The organism is Rhizobium rosettiformans W3, from assembly GCF_004912135.1.
GTDB classification, from domain to species: domain Bacteria; phylum Pseudomonadota; class Alphaproteobacteria; order Rhizobiales; family Rhizobiaceae; genus Allorhizobium; species Allorhizobium rosettiformans.
In genome coordinates this window covers 81,647-97,603 of the sequence record NZ_STGU01000007.1, presented here as the reverse complement: position 1 = coordinate 97,603, position 15,957 = coordinate 81,647, and the positions used below count along the sequence as shown (strand labels likewise).

General features: G+C 61.9%; 17 protein-coding genes. 12 read left to right on the top strand and 5 right to left on the bottom strand.

Annotation, left to right across the window (positions count from 1 at the left end; all coding sequences use genetic code 11):
• Positions 1–140 precede the first annotated feature (140 nt).
• Genes FAA86_RS14045 through mobB form a run of 4 tightly spaced genes read left to right on the top strand, consistent with a single transcriptional unit; the run spans position 141 to position 3,430 of the window.
• Positions 141–1,046 (top strand): DMT family transporter, encoded by a 906-nt coding sequence (locus FAA86_RS14045; protein ID WP_167494983.1) that lies wholly within the window; start codon positions 141–143, stop codon positions 1,044–1,046.
• Between the two features lie 29 nt (positions 1,047–1,075).
• Positions 1,076–2,281, top strand: a complete 1,206-nt coding sequence (locus tag FAA86_RS14040; protein ID WP_136541544.1) for a multidrug effflux MFS transporter — start codon at positions 1,076–1,078, stop codon at positions 2,279–2,281.
• 4 nt (positions 2,282–2,285) lie between these two features.
• Entirely contained in the window at positions 2,286–2,912 is a 627-nt protein-coding gene (mobA, locus tag FAA86_RS14035; RefSeq protein ID WP_136541542.1) for a molybdenum cofactor guanylyltransferase MobA, read from the top strand.
• Positions 2,912–3,430, top strand: coding sequence for a molybdopterin-guanine dinucleotide biosynthesis protein B (gene mobB / locus FAA86_RS14030; protein ID WP_136541540.1), 519 nt, complete (start codon positions 2,912–2,914; stop codon positions 3,428–3,430). Before mobA ends, mobB begins: the two co-directional genes overlap by 1 nt.
• Before the next feature lie 69 nt (positions 3,431–3,499).
• Here mobB and FAA86_RS14025 read toward each other — a convergent pair whose 3' ends face one another.
• Positions 3,500–5,890 (bottom strand): OmpA family protein, encoded by a 2,391-nt coding sequence (locus tag FAA86_RS14025; RefSeq protein WP_136541538.1) that lies wholly within the window; start codon positions 5,888–5,890, stop codon positions 3,500–3,502.
• Between the two features lie 354 nt (positions 5,891–6,244).
• Between FAA86_RS14025 and FAA86_RS14020 the strand changes: the two genes are divergently transcribed.
• The 4 genes from FAA86_RS14020 (at position 6,245) to FAA86_RS14005 (ending at position 9,195) form a co-directional block, all read left to right on the top strand.
• Positions 6,245–7,018: an ABC transporter substrate-binding protein gene (locus FAA86_RS14020; RefSeq protein WP_136541536.1), complete on the top strand. Its 774-nt coding sequence runs from the start codon at positions 6,245–6,247 to the stop codon at positions 7,016–7,018.
• A 110-nt stretch (positions 7,019–7,128) separates the two neighbouring features.
• Complete coding sequence (locus FAA86_RS14015; protein ID WP_136541534.1) at positions 7,129–7,932, top strand: ABC transporter permease; 804 nt, start codon at positions 7,129–7,131, stop codon at positions 7,930–7,932.
• The gene (locus FAA86_RS14010; protein WP_136541532.1) at positions 7,929–8,759 is read left to right on the top strand and encodes an ABC transporter permease; all 831 of its coding nucleotides are present in this window, start codon (positions 7,929–7,931) and stop codon (positions 8,757–8,759) included. The genes FAA86_RS14015 and FAA86_RS14010 overlap by 4 nt, the downstream gene beginning before the upstream one ends.
• A gap of 169 nt (positions 8,760–8,928) precedes the next feature.
• The gene (locus FAA86_RS14005) at positions 8,929–9,195 is read left to right on the top strand and encodes an usg protein (RefSeq protein WP_136541530.1); all 267 of its coding nucleotides are present in this window, start codon (positions 8,929–8,931) and stop codon (positions 9,193–9,195) included.
• Between the two features lies 1 nt (position 9,196).
• Here FAA86_RS14005 and FAA86_RS14000 read toward each other — a convergent pair whose 3' ends face one another.
• Positions 9,197–9,934, bottom strand: a complete 738-nt coding sequence (locus tag FAA86_RS14000) for a DUF2270 domain-containing protein (protein WP_113460901.1) — start codon at positions 9,932–9,934, stop codon at positions 9,197–9,199.
• Positions 9,935–10,060: 126 nt separating this feature from the next.
• Here FAA86_RS14000 and FAA86_RS13995 point away from each other — a divergent pair, with 126 nt between their 5' ends.
• The 4 genes from FAA86_RS13995 (at position 10,061) to FAA86_RS13980 (ending at position 14,147) form a co-directional block, all read left to right on the top strand.
• Complete coding sequence (locus FAA86_RS13995) at positions 10,061–10,873, top strand: class I SAM-dependent methyltransferase (protein ID WP_136541528.1); 813 nt, start codon at positions 10,061–10,063, stop codon at positions 10,871–10,873.
• 97 nt (positions 10,874–10,970) lie between these two features.
• Positions 10,971–12,497: a hypothetical protein gene (locus FAA86_RS13990; RefSeq protein WP_136541526.1), complete on the top strand. Its 1,527-nt coding sequence runs from the start codon at positions 10,971–10,973 to the stop codon at positions 12,495–12,497.
• A gap of 94 nt (positions 12,498–12,591) precedes the next feature.
• Positions 12,592–13,464, top strand: coding sequence for an NAD(P)-dependent oxidoreductase (locus FAA86_RS13985; protein ID WP_113460904.1), 873 nt, complete (start codon positions 12,592–12,594; stop codon positions 13,462–13,464).
• Entirely contained in the window at positions 13,461–14,147 is a 687-nt protein-coding gene (locus FAA86_RS13980) for a DNA alkylation repair protein (RefSeq protein WP_136541524.1), read from the top strand. The genes FAA86_RS13985 and FAA86_RS13980 overlap by 4 nt, the downstream gene beginning before the upstream one ends.
• A gap of 13 nt (positions 14,148–14,160) precedes the next feature.
• Here FAA86_RS13980 and FAA86_RS13975 read toward each other — a convergent pair whose 3' ends face one another.
• From FAA86_RS13975 to FAA86_RS13965, 3 genes are all read right to left on the bottom strand, one after another.
• Entirely contained in the window at positions 14,161–14,649 is a 489-nt protein-coding gene (locus tag FAA86_RS13975; RefSeq protein ID WP_113460906.1) for an Lrp/AsnC family transcriptional regulator, read from the bottom strand.
• A gap of 65 nt (positions 14,650–14,714) precedes the next feature.
• Positions 14,715–15,359 (bottom strand): uracil-DNA glycosylase family protein, encoded by a 645-nt coding sequence (locus tag FAA86_RS13970; protein ID WP_246035090.1) that lies wholly within the window; start codon positions 15,357–15,359, stop codon positions 14,715–14,717.
• A gap of 34 nt (positions 15,360–15,393) precedes the next feature.
• Positions 15,394–15,957 carry a thermonuclease family protein gene (locus FAA86_RS13965; RefSeq protein ID WP_246035076.1) on the bottom strand — a complete coding sequence of 188 codons (564 nt, stop codon included), beginning with the start codon at positions 15,955–15,957 and terminating at the stop codon, positions 15,394–15,396.

The following is a 15,957-nucleotide window of genomic DNA, read 5'->3' as shown; positions in this document are numbered from 1 at the left end:
GCGGTGTTCAGTTTGAACAATGGTTAATCGCAATTCGTCATTTTGGCACTGCAGCATCGTTTCAGCGGGAGAAAAGGCGAATTCTGTTCCTCGCGCATGCCGCTTGGTTTAGAACCGCCGGGTACGCACGGGAATCGAGCATGGCATTATCAGAGAATACCCGAGGCGCCCTTCTGATGGCGATCTCGATGGCTGGCTTCACCTTCAACGACGCCCTGACGAAATCGGTGACTGCGGAACTGACCGTGGCGCAGATCATGTTCGTGCGCGGCGCCTTCACGGCGCTTCTCGTCTACATCGTTGCGCGGCGCATGGGTGCCCTCGACCACATCAAGAACATCCTGCAGCCGATGATTCTGGTGCGGATCGCCTTTGAGACTGTCGCAGCAGTCGCCTTCCTGGCCGCCTTGGGACAGGTGCCCCTCGCCAATGCCTCAGCCATCCTCCAATCCCTGCCGCTCGCGGTGACCTTGGGCGCCGCACTCTTCTACAAGGAACCGGTCGGCTGGCGGCGCTGGACCGCGATCGGCTTCGGCTTCATCGGCGTCCTCGTCATCATCCAGCCAGGTCCCGAAGGGTTCACGCTCGCTTCCCTGTATATCGTCCTCTGCGTCGTCATGGCGGCCGGACGAGACCTCGTCACCCGGCGTATCGATGCGAGCATCTCCTCGCTGACCGTCACCTTGTTCACCGCCGCCTCGATTTCTTTCGCCGGGCTCCTGCTGATACCGGCCTTCGGCGGCTGGCAGCCGATGTCGGGCAGCGCGCTCGGGCGACTGGCCTTTGCCTCGATTTTCCTGTTTGCCGGCTATCAGGCCATCATCATGGCGATGCGAACCGGCGAGATCTCCTTCATCGCGCCGTTCCGTTATACGAGCCTGCTCTGGGCCGTGCTTCTCGGCATGCTGTTCTTCGGCGAAACGCCCGACCTCTGGATGGTCATCGGCTCAGCCATTGTCATCGGCTCCGGGCTCTACACATTCTACCGCGAGAGCAAGCGCAAGGCAGCGCTTGCCCGCCGTGCCGACCCGGCCTCCCCCGGCTGATATCGGCTCAGTTTCAAGGATAGATGCGCGTGCAGCAGGTTTCCCGCTTCCTGGATAGAACCACGGCCCCACACATCGTCAGTCTGGTGGCGATCGCGGGATTGTCAGCGCTGACAATGAACATCTTCCTCCCCGCCCTGCCCGCCATGGCATCCGATCTCGGCGTGGATTACGACCGCGTGCAGATCCTCGTCTCCGGCTATATCGCGATGACCGCACTGGTGCAGCTGGTGATCGGTCCGCTGTCGGACCGCTATGGACGCCGGCCGGTGATGCTCGGCGCCTTGGGCATTTTGATCGCCGCCTCCCTGATCTGCATGATCGCGACCTCGATCGAGATCCTGACGGTCGCGCGCATGGTCCAGACGGCAGTCGTCGCGGGCCTGGTTCTCTCGCGTGCCATCATACGCGACATGGTGCCGATGGACGAGGCGGCCTCGATGATCGGCTATGTGACCATGGGCATGACGCTGATCCCGATGATCGGTCCGACACTCGGTGGCCTCCTGAGCGACAATTTCGGCTGGCGCTCGAACTTCACCGCGATCCTCGTTGCCGCCATCCTCGTGCTGATCCTCGTCTACCGCGACCTCGGCGAGACGAACCGCCAGAAGAGTGGCAGCTTTTCCGCCCAGTTTCGGGCCTGGCCGCGCCTGCTCGCCTCGCCACGTTTCTGGGGCTACACGATGGCCGGCACCTTCACCTCGGGCGCGTTCTTCGCCTTTCTGGGCGGCGCACCCTTTGTCGGGGGCACGCTGATGGGTTTGACACCGAGCATGCTCGGGCTGCAGTTCATGTTTATCGCAGCCGGATACATCGCCGGCAACTATCTCTCCGGGCGCTATGCCCGACGCCTCGGCATCGACATGATGATGCTGGTCGGCGGCATCGTCGCCCTCGCAGGCGCGGCGATCCCGATCGTTCTCTTTCTGCAGGGCTTCGTCTCGTCGATTGCCTTCTTCGCCCCACAGGTGGTCGTCGGCTTTGGCAATGGCCTGTCATTGCCGAGCACCAATGCCGGGATCGTCAGCGTGCGGCCGGAGCTTGCGGGCTCTGCATCCGGATTGGGCGGCGCAATCACCATGGGCGGCGGGGCCTTCGTCTCCTGGCTCGCCTCCCGCATCCTCTCGATCGAGACTGGTGCCATGCCACTCCTGCTGGTCATGATGGCCTGCTGCGTTCTAGCTCTTGTCGCCGTCCTCTTCCTGCGCATCGCCCCGGGCGAGGAGCGCTGAGCCGATGGCAGAGACTAAGCCTTTCCCCGCCGTCATCCTCGCTGGAGGCCTGTCCCGGCGTATGGGCTCGGACAAGGCGATGATCCCTTTCGGCCGAGGGACGCTGGCCGAACATATCGCCGAACGACTGGCGCCAAAAGTGGCCAGCGTGTCGCTGAATGCCCCGCTCGACCACCCACTTGCCGGCCGGCTGCCGCTGCTTCCCGATCCGATCCCTGATCGACCCGGCCCCCTGGCCGGCGTTCTGGCAGCTCTACTTGCAGCAAAGGACATGCCCGACAGACCAACCCATGTTCTCACGACCGCCTGCGACACGCCCTTTTTGCCGTCTGAACTCGTGGGTAAGCTCACCTCGGTTGCAGCCGAGAATACGGTCATCATGGCCGCCTCGGCGGGGCGCGGTCATCCTGTCACGGCGCTGTGGCCCGTGACGGTGGCGGAGGATCTGGGCGCCTGGCTCGACGACCCCGATCATCGCCGGGTCTTCGAATTCATCGCCCGCCATCCCGCGAAGATGGTCGAGTTTGCCCCCCTGGATGGCCCGTTCGGACCTGTCGACCCCTTCTTCAACATCAACACGCCCGAGGATCTGGCTGTTGCCCAGGCCGTCCTCGACAAAGGTGATCTCTGATGACCAGTCCCCGCATCTTCGGCATCGCCGGCTGGAAGAATTCCGGCAAGACCGGATTGGCCGTCCGGCTCGTCGAGGAATTCACCCGTCGCGGCTACCGCATCTCGACCATCAAGCACGCCCATCATGACTTCGACATCGACAAGGTCGGTGCCGACAGCTACCGCCACCGGGAAGCCGGCGCCCATGAAGTGGTCATCGTCTCGGGCACCCGCTACGCCATCATGCATGAGCTGCGCGGCGCGCCTGAACCGAGCTTCGACGAAATTCTCGCCCGCATCGGCCCCTGCGATCTCGTGCTGATCGAGGGCTACAAGCGCGAACCCGTCCCGAAGATCGAGGCAAGACGCGAGGCGGCTGCCAAGCGCGAGCCATTAGCGCCGACCGATCCGCATATCCGCGCGATTGCGGCCGACCACGCCGTCGAGGATACCGACCTGCCGGTCTTCGATCTCGACGACACCAGCGCGATTGCCGATTTCATCGCGGACGTCACGGGATTGCCACCGAGGCCATAACTCCCTGCCCAGACACAGAAAAGGGCCGCCGGATCGCTCCGGCGGCCCTTCCTTTGTCTGTGGTGTGGATCAGTCGTTGCTCGACACGTTCGCCGGACGCACCAGCGTCGTGACACGGCGGATGGCCACGCGACGGTTCTGCTGTTCGGCAGCCTCGGTGCGGATCTTCAGGAACCGCTCGCCGTAACCCTGGACCGACATGTTTTCCGGCGGGATGCCGTAGACTTCGGTCAGCAGGTTGGCGACCGTCTCGGCGCGCTTGTCGGAAAGGACAAGGTTCGACCGATCCGAGCCAACCGCATCCGTATGGCCCTCGATGAGGAAGACTTCACCCGGATCCTGCTCCAGCAGCTTTTCCATCGCCTGGGCCACGCGACGCAGGGTGCGGGCCTGCTCGAGCGGCACTTCGGCCGAACCCGACGGGAAGGTGATCGTATCGAGGTCGATACGACGAACCTTGTCGCGGATACGAGCCGACGACTTCACTTCGTCGATCGAGTAGACCCGCTCGACGCGCTCAACCGGCGGACGGGCGAGGAAGTCGTAGTAGTCACGGTCCGGGTCACGGGTCGTGCTGACGATGTAGTCGCTGACCGGAATGGTCAGGCGCATCGGCGGCAGAGCGGCGCCGACATCGACATACATGCTCGGACGCTGGCCATCGGCCTCCGGCGAGTACATCAGGACATATTCACGACCGCGGGGCGAGATCCGCGAGCGGATGATGATGTCGCCATAACGGTTGTAGACCGTGACCAGCTTGCTGCCGTCAGCACGCTCGATGGTCTCGCGAACGCGACCACGCGACAGCTGCTCGTAATAGGTGTCCTCGGCATCGTAGCGCAGACGCTGACGGTCATCGCTGCGGACGACAATCCGGTCGCCGACATTGATGACGGTGCGGTTGTCGATCTGCTCGATGACCCGAACTTCCGTCACCTGATTGACGACGTTGTTCTGGACGATCGTGTTGTTGGTGACGTTATTGGTCACATTGTTGGTCACGTTGCTGTTGCTGACATTATTGACGACCGTGGTCGGCACGTCGAAGGTCGGCGCAGCATCAAGCGTCGTGCCGTCTTCCGTGATGGTCGCCTGAATGGTCTGCGGATCCACCTCGATCGAATCGGCCTGAGCCTCGGCATCCGTTTCCGGCGGCGGAGCCACGTCTTCCTGCGCTCTCAGCTGATTGCGCTGCTCGCGGCTATCCTGCCCGCCACTGTTGTCGGCATCCTTGTCGCTGTCAAGGACGGCTGCACCGTTTTCGACCGGCAGGACGACGGTTTCGGAGGTCTGGGACGGATCTTCTGCGATCGCTTCCTTTTCCTCAGCTGTACGAGTGTCGGTGATCTCCTGGACAGGCTGATCCTCAGGCGGCTCGACGGCAGGTACCAGAACCTGCTCGCCTTCCGGCTGCTGACCATCGGCAGGCACCTCTTCACCGGTCGCCTGTTCTTCGGTCGGCTGCTGATCGGCGGGCTGCTCGGCCTGGTCGGCCGGGACTTCGCCTTCGTTGGCAGGCTGTTCGCCGGCGGCATCCTGGGAAGGACGAAGCTCTTCGTCAGCGGCCGGCGCCTGATCTTCGGTCTGTTCAGGCGACGCCTGTTCTTCGCTTGGCTGGGCTTCTTCCGCCGGCTGCTCTTCCGTCTGCTGCTGCTCTTCCGCCGGCTGTTCCTCGGTGGCCGGAGCGGCACATTCGGCTTCGGTCGCAGCCTGAGAGCCATCTGCGCAGGTCACACCCTCAGCGGCCGGCTCTTCGGCAGGCTGCTCGGCCTGCTCGGCTTCCTCAGCCTGCTGTGCTGCGGCTTCTGCCTCGGCCTCGGCCTGGCGCTGAGCCTCTGCTTCGGCTTCAGCCTGCCGCTGTGCCTCGGCATCCGCTTCGGCCTGACGCTGGGCTTCTGCCTCGGCGTCTGCCTGGCGCTGAGCTTCTTCTTCGGCTGCGCGCTGGGCTTCAGCTTCCGCTTCGGCCGCACGTTGGGCTTCTGCCTCGGCTTCGGCCTGGCGCTGAGCCTCTTCCTCTGCGGCTCGCTGAGCCTCGGCTTCCGCCTGGGCCTGTGCTTCCGCTTCGGCGGCACGTTGCGCTTCCGCTTCGGCTTCCGCCTGCGCCTGTGCCTCTGCTTCGGCAGCACGCTGCGCTTCGGCTTCCGCCTGGGCCTGTGCTTCCGCCTGGGCCTGCGCTTCCGCCTCAGCCTGACGCTGGGCCTCTTCCTCGGCCGCGCGGCGCTGCTCTTCTTCCGCGGCAGCCTGGGCGTCGCGGGCGGCGCATGTTTCGGCATCCGGGGCTTCGGTACCATCGCCGCAGACGACCGCCTGCGCGAGCTGGATCAGTGCTTCTTCAGCCTGGCGTGTTTGGCTCTGGCTCTCGCCCATGCCGATTGTCGAGGCGCCCACCGGCTTTGCCAGCATCGCCACCGACAGCACGGGGATCGCAACCGTGGCCAGCAATCTATTTTTCAGCATTCTTCGAGTTTCCTTCCCTACCATCGCAACCGGCAAGTGAGCCGGACGATGTTCTTCAATAACGATGTCAACGACGCGTACCGTAACTGCCGCCAGACTAGGTTCCGCAGGATTAACCCTGCCTGAACGCATCCGGACGTCTTTTGCTCCATTGCCCATGATCGCATCGGTTCTCAGCGAACGGCAGCCCTGCTCCCGCCTGAACCACTGCAATTTTTGTCCAAAGCGCTGTTTCCTGTTGATTTCGTCACTCAAACAAGACGAATATTGGGCCCAAGTGTGGACGACCATGCCACACGATCACGGGCAGCTGCATCACAACAACAAGCAGCGCCCACCAACAGAGAGGATCTCATGCGTATTCCGACACGTTTTCTGGCCGCAGCTTCCATCGCAGCCCTGTCGCTCTTTGCCGGCTCGGCGATGGCCCAGGAAAAGCTGATCATCGGCACCGAAGGCGCCTATCCGCCGTTCAACAACCTGGAAGCCGATGGCTCCCTCGTTGGCTTCGACATCGACATTGCCAAGGCGCTCTGCGAGGAAATGAAGGTCACCTGTGAATTCGTCACCCAGGATTGGGATGGCATCATTCCGGCGCTGCAGGCGAAGAAGTTCGACGCGATCATCGCCTCCATGTCGATCACGCCGGAGCGTCTGGAGAAGGTCGACTTCTCCAAGAAGTACTACAACACCCCGCCGGCCGTTGCCGTGCCGAAGGACTCCGCCATTACCGATGTGGCTGGCCTCGCAGGCAAGACCATCGGCGCTCAGTCTTCGACGACCCACGCCAACTATGCCGAAAAGCACATGGCCGACAGCGAGCTGAAGCTCTATCCGACGGCCGACGAATACAAGCTCGACCTCGAAGGCGGCCGCGTTGACGCCGTGGTCGACGATATCGTCGTCCTCTCGGAATGGCTGAAGACGGATGCCGGCGCCTGCTGCAAGATCCTCACCCCCCTGCCGGTTGACGTTGAAATCAACGGCGAAGGTGCAGGCATTGCGGTTCGCAAGGGTGAAACCGAGCTGGCCGACAAGTTCACGGCTGCCATCGCGGCGATCCGCGAGAACGGCAAATACGCCGAAATCAACAAGAAGTATTTCGATTTCGACGTTTACGGCGAGTGATCCCGGGATAAGCTGATAAAGCCGAGTGGCGGAAGTCGAACACTTCCGCCATTTTGCATTTGAACTGCAACGACATCAAAAAGGCGGACAAACCGCCAAGGGGGAATGGCATGGGCGGATTGTCTTCTGCGCTCGGCTCGATCTGGGAGTGGATCAACTACGCATTCGATCCGCTCTGTGGTCCGGTCGGGCTTTTCCGGCTGTTGGCAGCGGACACCCTGGTCGGCTGCGGCGACACCGGCTGGGGCGACGAAATCGCCTTCGGCGTGAAGGTGACGATCTCGCTGGCGCTCGCCACCCTGCCCGTCGGCCTAGCTCTCGGCTTCCTGATCGCGCTCGCTAGACAATCGGGAGAATGGAGCCTGCGTGCCGCGACCGGCGTCTACACGACGATCTTCCGCGGCCTGCCCGAACTGCTCACACTCTTCATCGTCTATTTCGGCTTCCAGATCCTGGTGCAATCGGTCCTGACCTGGTTCGGCATCGAGCAACGCGTCGAGATCAACGCCTTCGTCGCGGGCATGATCGCGCTTTCCGTTGTCTTCTCGTCCTACGCGTCGGAAGTCCTTCTCTCCGCCTTTCAGGCCATTCCCCGTGGCCAATATGAAGCGGGCAGCGCAGTCGGCCTCTCGAAACACCGGACCATGTGGCTGATCATCGTTCCCCAATTGATCCGCATCGCGCTTCCGGGCTTGAGCAATCTTTGGCTCGTCCTTCTGAAGGACACGGCGCTCGTGTCCGTCATCGGCCTTGCCGATATCGTCCGCCAGACCGGCGTCGCAGCACGCGTGACGAAGGAAGCATTCCTGTTCTACGGCATTGCCTGTCTGCTTTACCTGCTGCTGGCAACGGTCTCGTCGATCGGTCTCAACGCTGTTTCCCGCTGGGCCAATCGTGCGGAGGTCGGACGATGAGCCACGCACTGGAGATGATCCCCGCCCGCCCCGCCCCGCCGGCAAAGGCCAGCCGTATCAGCGGCGCGCGCATCCTCGGATATGCCATACTCGCGCTCTGGGTGGTGCTCGGCGTCGCACTCGTCTGGTACCTCGCGTCGAGCTGGGACCCGGAGAAAATCGAACGTTATGGCTGGCGATATCTGGACGGGCTGGCAACCACGCTGATCCTGACCTTCGGCTCGATCACGCTCGGCGCCATCCTGTCCTTCCCCGTGACCTTCGCCCGGATGTCGAAGAACCCGGTTCTGAACACGATCGCCTATGGCTACGTCTACGTGTTCCGCAGCACGCCGATGCTCTTGCAGATCTTCCTGATCTATTACGGCCTCGGCTCCTTCCGTGCCCAGATCGAGGCGATCGGCCTCTGGTGGTTCTTCCGCGAGGCCTGGTACTGCGCGCTCTTCGCGATGACGTTGAACACCGCGGCGTATCAGGCCGAGATCCTCCGCGGCGCCATCGAGAGCGTGCCACGGGGCCAGACCGAGGGCGCAAAATCGCTCGGCCTGCCGACATCGGTGACCTTCTGGAAGATCATCCTGCCCCAGGCGCTGATCGTCGCCCTGCGCCCCTATGGCAACGAGATCATCTTCATGATCAAGGGATCGGCCGTGGTCGCGGTGGTGACCGTGCTCGATCTCATGGGCCAGACGCGCTACGCCTTCTCGCGCACCTTCGACTACCAGACCTATCTCTGGGCGGCGATCTTCTATCTCACCATCGTCGAGGCCCTGCGCCACACCTGGGGTGCCATCGAAGCGCGCCTGACACGCCATCTCAAGCGCTAACTTGAACCGGGCGGCGCAGACCGTACCGCCTGTTCATTAGCAGTTCCTTCACCATCCGGTGCTTCCATGATTACAGGGCCCGCGTCGGTCGCGGCCCCGGTCGGTCGCGGAAGCGATGACACCGTCCGCGTCGATCCGTCTTCCAAGAGAACACGGGGAACGCATTTTCATGAACAGTGAAATGGAATTGATGCTGAAGGGCTATGGGCTGACCACCGCCCAGATCCTCTACCGCCTGCCCGACCACCCGTCCCTGCTACAGACCTATATCTGGCAGCACTACGATCTGGCGCCGGACTTTCCCGAAATGCGCGGCTTCCTGCGCTTCTGGCAGGACAAGATCGAAGGCCCGATCCACTCGGTCACCTACGTGCACAAGAAGATGATCGCCGCCAGCGAATGGCGTTCGCTCAAGGGCGAGTTCATCCTGCACTAGGTCAGACATGCACCTCGCCATGCGCAATTTCTCCATCCTTTGGCTTCCGATATAGGACGGCAAAGAGAAGAGCGAGATAGAAGGCGCCCACAAGCGCCAGAACGAAACCGCCATGCAGCGGTCCGAGATCCGCATGGCCGACGAGCTGCCAGAGGCTGCCGACAAACTCCTCCGGCGCTTCTCCCTGTTGCAGCTTGGGGCTTGAGATCTTCAGCGCCCAGGCGAGAAGCAGGATGAGATACATCCAGATGTAGTTGCGCCTGATACGGCGGAACAACGCTTCGCGATAAGCCATCAGGAAGACCGGCTTGCGCAGGCTTGCGGCAATCGCCTCGGCCCAATCGGGTTTGAGTTCGGCTTGGGGGCACAGAGCCTGCGAGAAATAGTGCCGCTCGAGCTGGCGCACGCGGGCCCGGTAGACATCGAAGAAGCGATAGCGCCGCGCCTCGATCAACAGGAACACCGAGACCAGAAGCATGGCGAACAAGACGACGCCATGGTGCGACGACGGGGTTGATAGCGAGACGGACAGAAGACCCGCGACCACAGTCATCGACCAGTTGGTCGTTCGGTCTATGCGATCGCGCCAGCTGGTCATGCGGCCCATTTCTCCACGATAATAGTGGATGATCATATTGGCCTTCTCGGCCGAACTCGCCGGCAAAGCAGGGGCAAGGCGCGCGGGCTTGGCGCTCTCCAGTGGCAGGATGCTCGTATCGGTCTGAGATGTTTGTTCCATGCTTGGCTCCCTGTCGGGAGAACACCAAGGGACGCCCTGCGGTTCCCTTTTGATTGCCAAGCCGGGCGCGACCCGTTAGACGAGCCGAAAAGGCCCGATGAGCGGCCAGGAACACAGGAGCCGGACATGGCAAAGATCGACGAAGAAGCCCTGGCGGAAGCCTATAACCGTGCGCTTGCACTGGAGAAGGCCGGCGATATCGATGCAGCCGTCAAGGCCTATGAGGAGGTCCTGGCAATCGACCCCGACGACCACGGTGGCGCATCGGTCCGGATCGCAGCACTCGGCCGTGGCGAGGCTCCGCCCAAGGCCCCGGACGCCTATGTCGAGACACTGTTCGACCAGCATGCCGACGCGTTCGAGGACATTCTCGTCGAACAGCTAGGATATACCGTGCCCATGATGGTGCGCCAGCGCCTGCAGGCACTCAACCTTGGTCCGTTCAAGCGCCTGCTTGATCTCGGTTGCGGCACAGGCCTGACCGGCGGCGCCTTACGCGACATGGTGGACGACATGACCGGCATCGATATCTCGGAGAAGATGGTCGAGCTGGCGCATGAAAAGGATCTCTACGAGACGCTCTACGTTGCCGAACTCGAGGACTTCCTCGAAGACAATGACGATGAGCCCTTCGACCTGATCACGGCCACCGACGTGCTTCCCTATCTCGGCGCCCTCGAGCCGCTCTTCTTCGGCGCGGCCGAAAACATGGTCACTGGCGGCATCTTCGTCTTCTCCTCCGAAACCATGCCGGCCGACGTGATGGCCAGCCGCCCCTTCATGGTCGGCCCCCACCAGCGCTTCGTCCATGCCGAGACCTATGTCCGCGAACGCCTGACAGCCACGGGCTTCGATCTGGTGGAAATCTCGGACATCAATGTCCGCATGCAGGACGGCAACCCGTCACCGGGGCACCTCGTCGTCGCGAAAAAGAAATAATTCGAACGTGGGGGTTGCGAAAGACAACCCATGCGCGCATCAAATTTGTGGCCACAACGCGAATATCCTGCTTTGCTCCCTTTGAGAGGGCGCTGCGATGGATGTTGGCTATCTTGTGAACTACCTGAACGCATGGCTGGGTGAATGCTTTTCGCCCACCTGCCCGCCGAATTACTATGCACTTGCACTGGCGGTACTGACGCCCGCTCTATTCATCTACGCACGCAACGAGATGCGGCAGAAAAGGCTTCTCGTCATCCGGGACTTCCTCACGTCCTATCCCGCGACAACCAGGCCGTCCCAAGACCAGCCGGAAGGAACGGGCTATCTTAACCCGTCGGTCGAGTTCGTTCGATCCAAGTACGTGCAGGGCATTTCACTTAGCAAAGCATCAAGTCAGAGTGGCCGCAAACTGTCACCGGTCGAGGAGATCGATCAGTACATCAATGATGCTAGGCTGTTCGGCTGGGGAGACCTCAGACTGCTTGCATCCGCCCTCGGCATGATGATCGTGACCTACTACGGGATGGATGCGCTGCTCGTGGGGCTCTCGGCCAAGGTGTCGGCACAGGGCTGTGGCATTGCATTTCTGTCCCCGCTGTCCGCGCAAGTGCACCTGATCGCCGGTCTCGCGTTCGCCGGAGCCTTTCTCGCTGCCATCCGAGGGTTTACACGCGGGCTCGCCGCATTTGACCTCTCACCGATCACGTTCCTCCGTTACACCGTCGAGACGATCGTATCGGTCGTCTTCATCGTCGCTGCCTACCGCGCGATCCCTGATCCGACCCTCGGCATCCGGATAGTGGCCGAGTCCGGTGTGGCGACGCCCTCGCAGACTCCCGCTCCCCAACAACTACCTGACGTGTCCCGCATATGGCTGATTTTGGCGCCGGTCCTCGGCTACTTGCCAGACAGTGCTTCGAAGTTCGTGTTGCTGCGTCTGCAATCACTGATCTCGTGGGTAAAAATGGACGACGATCGCTTCAACAAGGTGACACGGATCACGCCCCTCGATGCGCTGGACGGCATCGACTATGCAACGCGCTTCCGGTTGCAGGAGTCTGGGATCTACGACGTTCAGGGACTCGCAACTTACAATCCGATCATGCTGCATATCGAGACCCCCTATGGCATCTATCAGTCAGTGGACTGGGTGGCTCAGGCGCAATTGTGTCACCTTGTCGGGCTCGAAAAATTCCTCATCCTGCGTGAACTGCAGATAAGGACCATTTTCGATTTGGAGAGGGCGATCGATTTTAGGAAGACCGGATCCGACGTCAGTGACAGCCCAGAAGAGTTCGATCTTCTGCTTGCGGGGGTGCTGATTGCGCCGACACAAAACCTCCGCGATGTCTGTAATATCGGTGGGACGAGCCTATTGATGGTGGACCAGAGAACCATCCGCCAAGCCGCCAATCCCGACGAATTTTGCCGCTGGTTCCGCGAAAACCTCGGGGTCACCACCACGGAAGTGAAAGCCCGTGTTGAACACATGATGGGCTGGATCGCAGACGATCTCCATGTCCGTCGTCTAAGGCGCATATGGCAGGAGATTTCCGACTCGCTGGGGGAACGCTCGAAACGCCTTGACGGCGAAACACCGAGACAGACCGCCCTCGGTTAGCAAGCAAGCCTCCGCGGTGTGGCATCTCTGACTTTTCCTTGATCGCGTCCTGCTTTATGCCTTTGCCTCAACTGTAATCGCAGAGGCAGAGCAAATGGCAAAGGTCGCATTCATCGGTTTGGGCGTCATGGGCTTCCCCATGGCCGGTCACTTGAAGGTCAAGGGCGGCCATGAGGTCAAGGTCTACAACCGCACCACCGCCAAGGCCGAAGAATGGGTGAAGAAGTTCGGCGGCAGCCATGGCCTGACGCCGGCGGAGGCCGCAGAGGGTGCGGATTTCATCTTCACCTGCGTCGGCAATGACGACGACCTCCGCTCGGTCACGACGGGCGAACATGGCGTGATCGCAGCCATGAAGCCAGGCGCCATCCTGATCGACAACACGACGGCTTCCGCCGAAGTGGCGCGCGAACTGGCGCAGGCCACGGCCGCCAAGGGCTGCGGCTTTATCGATGCCCCCGTTTCGGGCGGCCAGGCGGGCGCCGAAAACGGTGTCCTGACCGTCATGTGCGGCGGAGAGCCGGAAGTATTCGAGAAGGCAAAGCCGGTCATCGATTCCTATGCCCGCATGGTCGGTCTGATGGGTCCGGCCGGTGCCGGCCAGCTGACCAAGATGGTCAACCAGATCTGCATTGCCGGCCTCGTCCAGGGCCTCGCCGAGGGGGTGCATTTCGGCAAGAAGGCCGGTCTCGACATCGAAAAGGTCGTCGAGGTCATCTCCAAGGGGGCGGCCGGTTCCTGGCAGATGGAAAACCGCCACAAGACGATGAACCAGGGCAAATACGACTTCGGCTTTGCTGTGGACTGGATGCGCAAGGACCTGGACATCGTGCTGACGGAGGCCCGTCGCAACGGCGCCAACCTGCCGGTTACTGCACTGGTCGATCAGTTCTACGGCGAGGTCCAGAAACTCGGCGGCAACCGTTGGGACACCTCGTCCCTCTTGGCACGGCTCGAAACCAAGTGATCAACCCCTCCGCCACCGCAGCCGAGATTATCGCATATCTTCGCTCGATGCGGTCGGTAGAAAACGTCGCCGGGATGGCGCGCTTCGGGATCGTCACCGAGGATGCCCTCGGCATCGGCAATCCTGCCTTGCGCCACATCGCCAAAGCGATCGGCCCGAACCACGCGCGAGCCGAAAGTCTCTGGGCATCCGGCATACGAGAGGCGCGACTGGTGGCGATCTGGACTTTCGTGCCGACACAGCTGTCGCCGGACGATATCTGGCGGCTCGCCGCCGATTTCAACTCATGGGAAATCGTCGACGCCGCAGCCGATCTGCTGACCGAGACGCCCAGCTGGCATCAACTCGTTGAAGACTTCGCCGCAGACGACAGGGAATTTGTCAGGAGGACGGCGTTCGCCATGATCGCAGGCGCCACTGTTCACAACCGTAGTGAGCCGGATGCGACATTCCTGGCATGGCTTCCGCTGATCGAGCGACACGCCACCGACCCCCGAAACTTCGTCAAGAAGGCTGTGAACTGGGCCTTGCGGAACATGGGCAAGCGTAGCCGCGCTTGCCACGAAGGGGCGCTGCAATTGGCCGGAAAGCTGGCCGAAAGCGCCGATCCGACCGCCCGTTGGATTGGAAAGGATGCCCTCCGAGAGCTGCGTGATCCGAGGCGGATCGCCAGGCTCAAGTGAAACGGCGTCCCTCTCAGTCTTCCGCGTTCTTCTGGTTGTCGAGCACCATGTAGTCGAGCGGCAGCTCGGTCGTGTACTTGATCTGCTCCATCGCAAAGGCCGAGGAGACGTCGCGGATCTCGATCTTGGCGATCATCCGCTTATAGAAGGCATCATAGGCCGCGATGTCGGGCACGACGACGCGCAGAAGATAATCGACGTCGCCGCTCATGCGGTAGAATTCGACGACCTCCGGGAACTCCGACACGACCTCCGAGAAACGCTTCAGCCATTCGATGGAGTGGCTGGAGGTCCGGATCGAAACGAAAACCGTGACCTTCGTGTTGACCTTGCCGGGATCGAGCAGCGCGACGCGGCGTCGGATAACGCCGTCCTCTTCCATCTTCTGGATGCGCCGCCAGCAAGGCGTGGTCGAGAGCCCGACCTTTTTGGCGAGGTCCGCCACGGCCAGCGTCGAATCTTCCTGGAGAATGCGGAGAATTTTACGGTCGAGGCGATCCATGACAGGTCCTGAAAAACTGATTTTCCGTCATATAGCTGATTTGAGACAATTTATGGAAAATCATTTCAACCTATCAACAAGGAAACTTCACGCCGCAGGACAGGCAGCACTTCTGCCTCGAACCAGGGATGCCGCTTGAGCCAGCCGGTGTTGCGCCAGCTCGGATGCGGCAGAGGGAGCACCCGAGCCCCCTCGCGATTGGCGAGCAGGAAATCGCGCCAGTTGGCCACGGTCTCGGTCATGGTCTTGCGCCTCAGCGCACCCAGATGCCAGGCCTGAGCATATTGCCCGATCGCCAGGATCAGATCCACCTGCGGCATGGCATCCATGACCGTCTGGCGCCAATGCGGCGCGCATTCCCGCCGCGGCGGCAGATCGTGACCGTTTGCATCATAACCCGGGAAACAGAAACCCATCGGAGCAATCGCGAAGCGCGAACGGTCATAGAAGGTTTCCCGGTCCACCCCCAGCCATTGCCGCAGTCGATCTCCGGATGCATCGTTGAAGGGAATGCCGGTCTCATGCACCCGAAGCCCCGGAGCCTGACCGGCGATCAGCACCCGCGCCGTCGATGAAAGATAAGCGACCGGCCGCGGCTCGTGTGGCATCCGTCGTTCCGGTCCGCCGGCCGGACAATCCCGGCAGATCCGGCATTGCGCGATGGCGTGGCTCAATTCGCCGATCGGTGGAGGCAGATCGCCGCGCGGCATCACCGGCGGCAAGGGGGCATCAGCAGTCATTCTCTCATTCCTCGAACCAGCGCGACATCCATCGTGGCAGTAACGCCTCGACCCAACCGGCAAGTTCCGCTTCCTCGATCTGTCTCTGACGGCGCCAATCGGAAGGCCGCTCGAAACGTCCACGCCAGATCCCCTCGCCCGCCGCCCGCGCATTGGCTTCAGCCGCAAGATATCGTCCGTCGGCAACGGCTAAGCCGGCCGAGACGATGCGCTCGGCAAGATCATCCGCCCCGGATTTGCAGAGAACGAGAAGCCGCTGATGGCGATCGCGGCCCGTTCCGCTGCATTCCCATGCACGGGCCACGACGAGGGTCGCAAGCAAATCCCGCGCGTCCTCGCCGCAGCGATAGACCGAGCCATCCGCCGCATCGCAAGTCTGGGAGAGTTCCGGAGCATCGATCCCTTCCAGGCGAAGCCGCTCCCCTGATGTCAGCAAGGTGTCGCCATCAACAGCCGTGAAAGGCCCCGCGAAACGCAGCGCCTGCTCGTTCTCGAGCTTCGCGATGATGAGCAGCGCCAGCGCCAGGATGGCGAAACCGAGCACCACATCCCGCAGGCGCTTCGTCAC

What these genes read in the sequence shown, in the direction of transcription:
- FAA86_RS14045 (WP_167494983.1), top strand. Translation starts at nt 141, where the DNA reads ATGGCATTATCAGAGAATACCCGAGGCGCCCTTCTGATGGCGATCTCG.
- mobA (WP_136541542.1), top strand. Translation starts at nt 2,286, where the DNA reads ATGGCAGAGACTAAGCCTTTCCCCGCCGTCATCCTCGCTGGAGGCCTG.
- mobB (WP_136541540.1), top strand. Translation starts at nt 2,912, where the DNA reads ATGACCAGTCCCCGCATCTTCGGCATCGCCGGCTGGAAGAATTCCGGC.
- FAA86_RS14025 (WP_136541538.1), bottom strand. Translation starts at nt 5,890, where the DNA reads ATGCTGAAAAATAGATTGCTGGCCACGGTTGCGATCCCCGTGCTGTCG.
- FAA86_RS14020 (WP_136541536.1), top strand. Translation starts at nt 6,245, where the DNA reads ATGCGTATTCCGACACGTTTTCTGGCCGCAGCTTCCATCGCAGCCCTG.
- FAA86_RS14015 (WP_136541534.1), top strand. Translation starts at nt 7,129, where the DNA reads ATGGGCGGATTGTCTTCTGCGCTCGGCTCGATCTGGGAGTGGATCAAC.
- FAA86_RS14010 (WP_136541532.1), top strand. Translation starts at nt 7,929, where the DNA reads ATGAGCCACGCACTGGAGATGATCCCCGCCCGCCCCGCCCCGCCGGCA.
- FAA86_RS14005 (WP_136541530.1), top strand. Translation starts at nt 8,929, where the DNA reads ATGAACAGTGAAATGGAATTGATGCTGAAGGGCTATGGGCTGACCACC.
- FAA86_RS14000 (WP_113460901.1), bottom strand. Translation starts at nt 9,934, where the DNA reads ATGGAACAAACATCTCAGACCGATACGAGCATCCTGCCACTGGAGAGC.
- FAA86_RS13995 (WP_136541528.1), top strand. Translation starts at nt 10,061, where the DNA reads ATGGCAAAGATCGACGAAGAAGCCCTGGCGGAAGCCTATAACCGTGCG.
- FAA86_RS13990 (WP_136541526.1), top strand. Translation starts at nt 10,971, where the DNA reads ATGGATGTTGGCTATCTTGTGAACTACCTGAACGCATGGCTGGGTGAA.
- FAA86_RS13985 (WP_113460904.1), top strand. Translation starts at nt 12,592, where the DNA reads ATGGCAAAGGTCGCATTCATCGGTTTGGGCGTCATGGGCTTCCCCATG.
- FAA86_RS13975 (WP_113460906.1), bottom strand. Translation starts at nt 14,649, where the DNA reads ATGGATCGCCTCGACCGTAAAATTCTCCGCATTCTCCAGGAAGATTCG.
- FAA86_RS13970 (WP_246035090.1), bottom strand. Translation starts at nt 15,359, where the DNA reads ATGCCGCGCGGCGATCTGCCTCCACCGATCGGCGAATTGAGCCACGCC.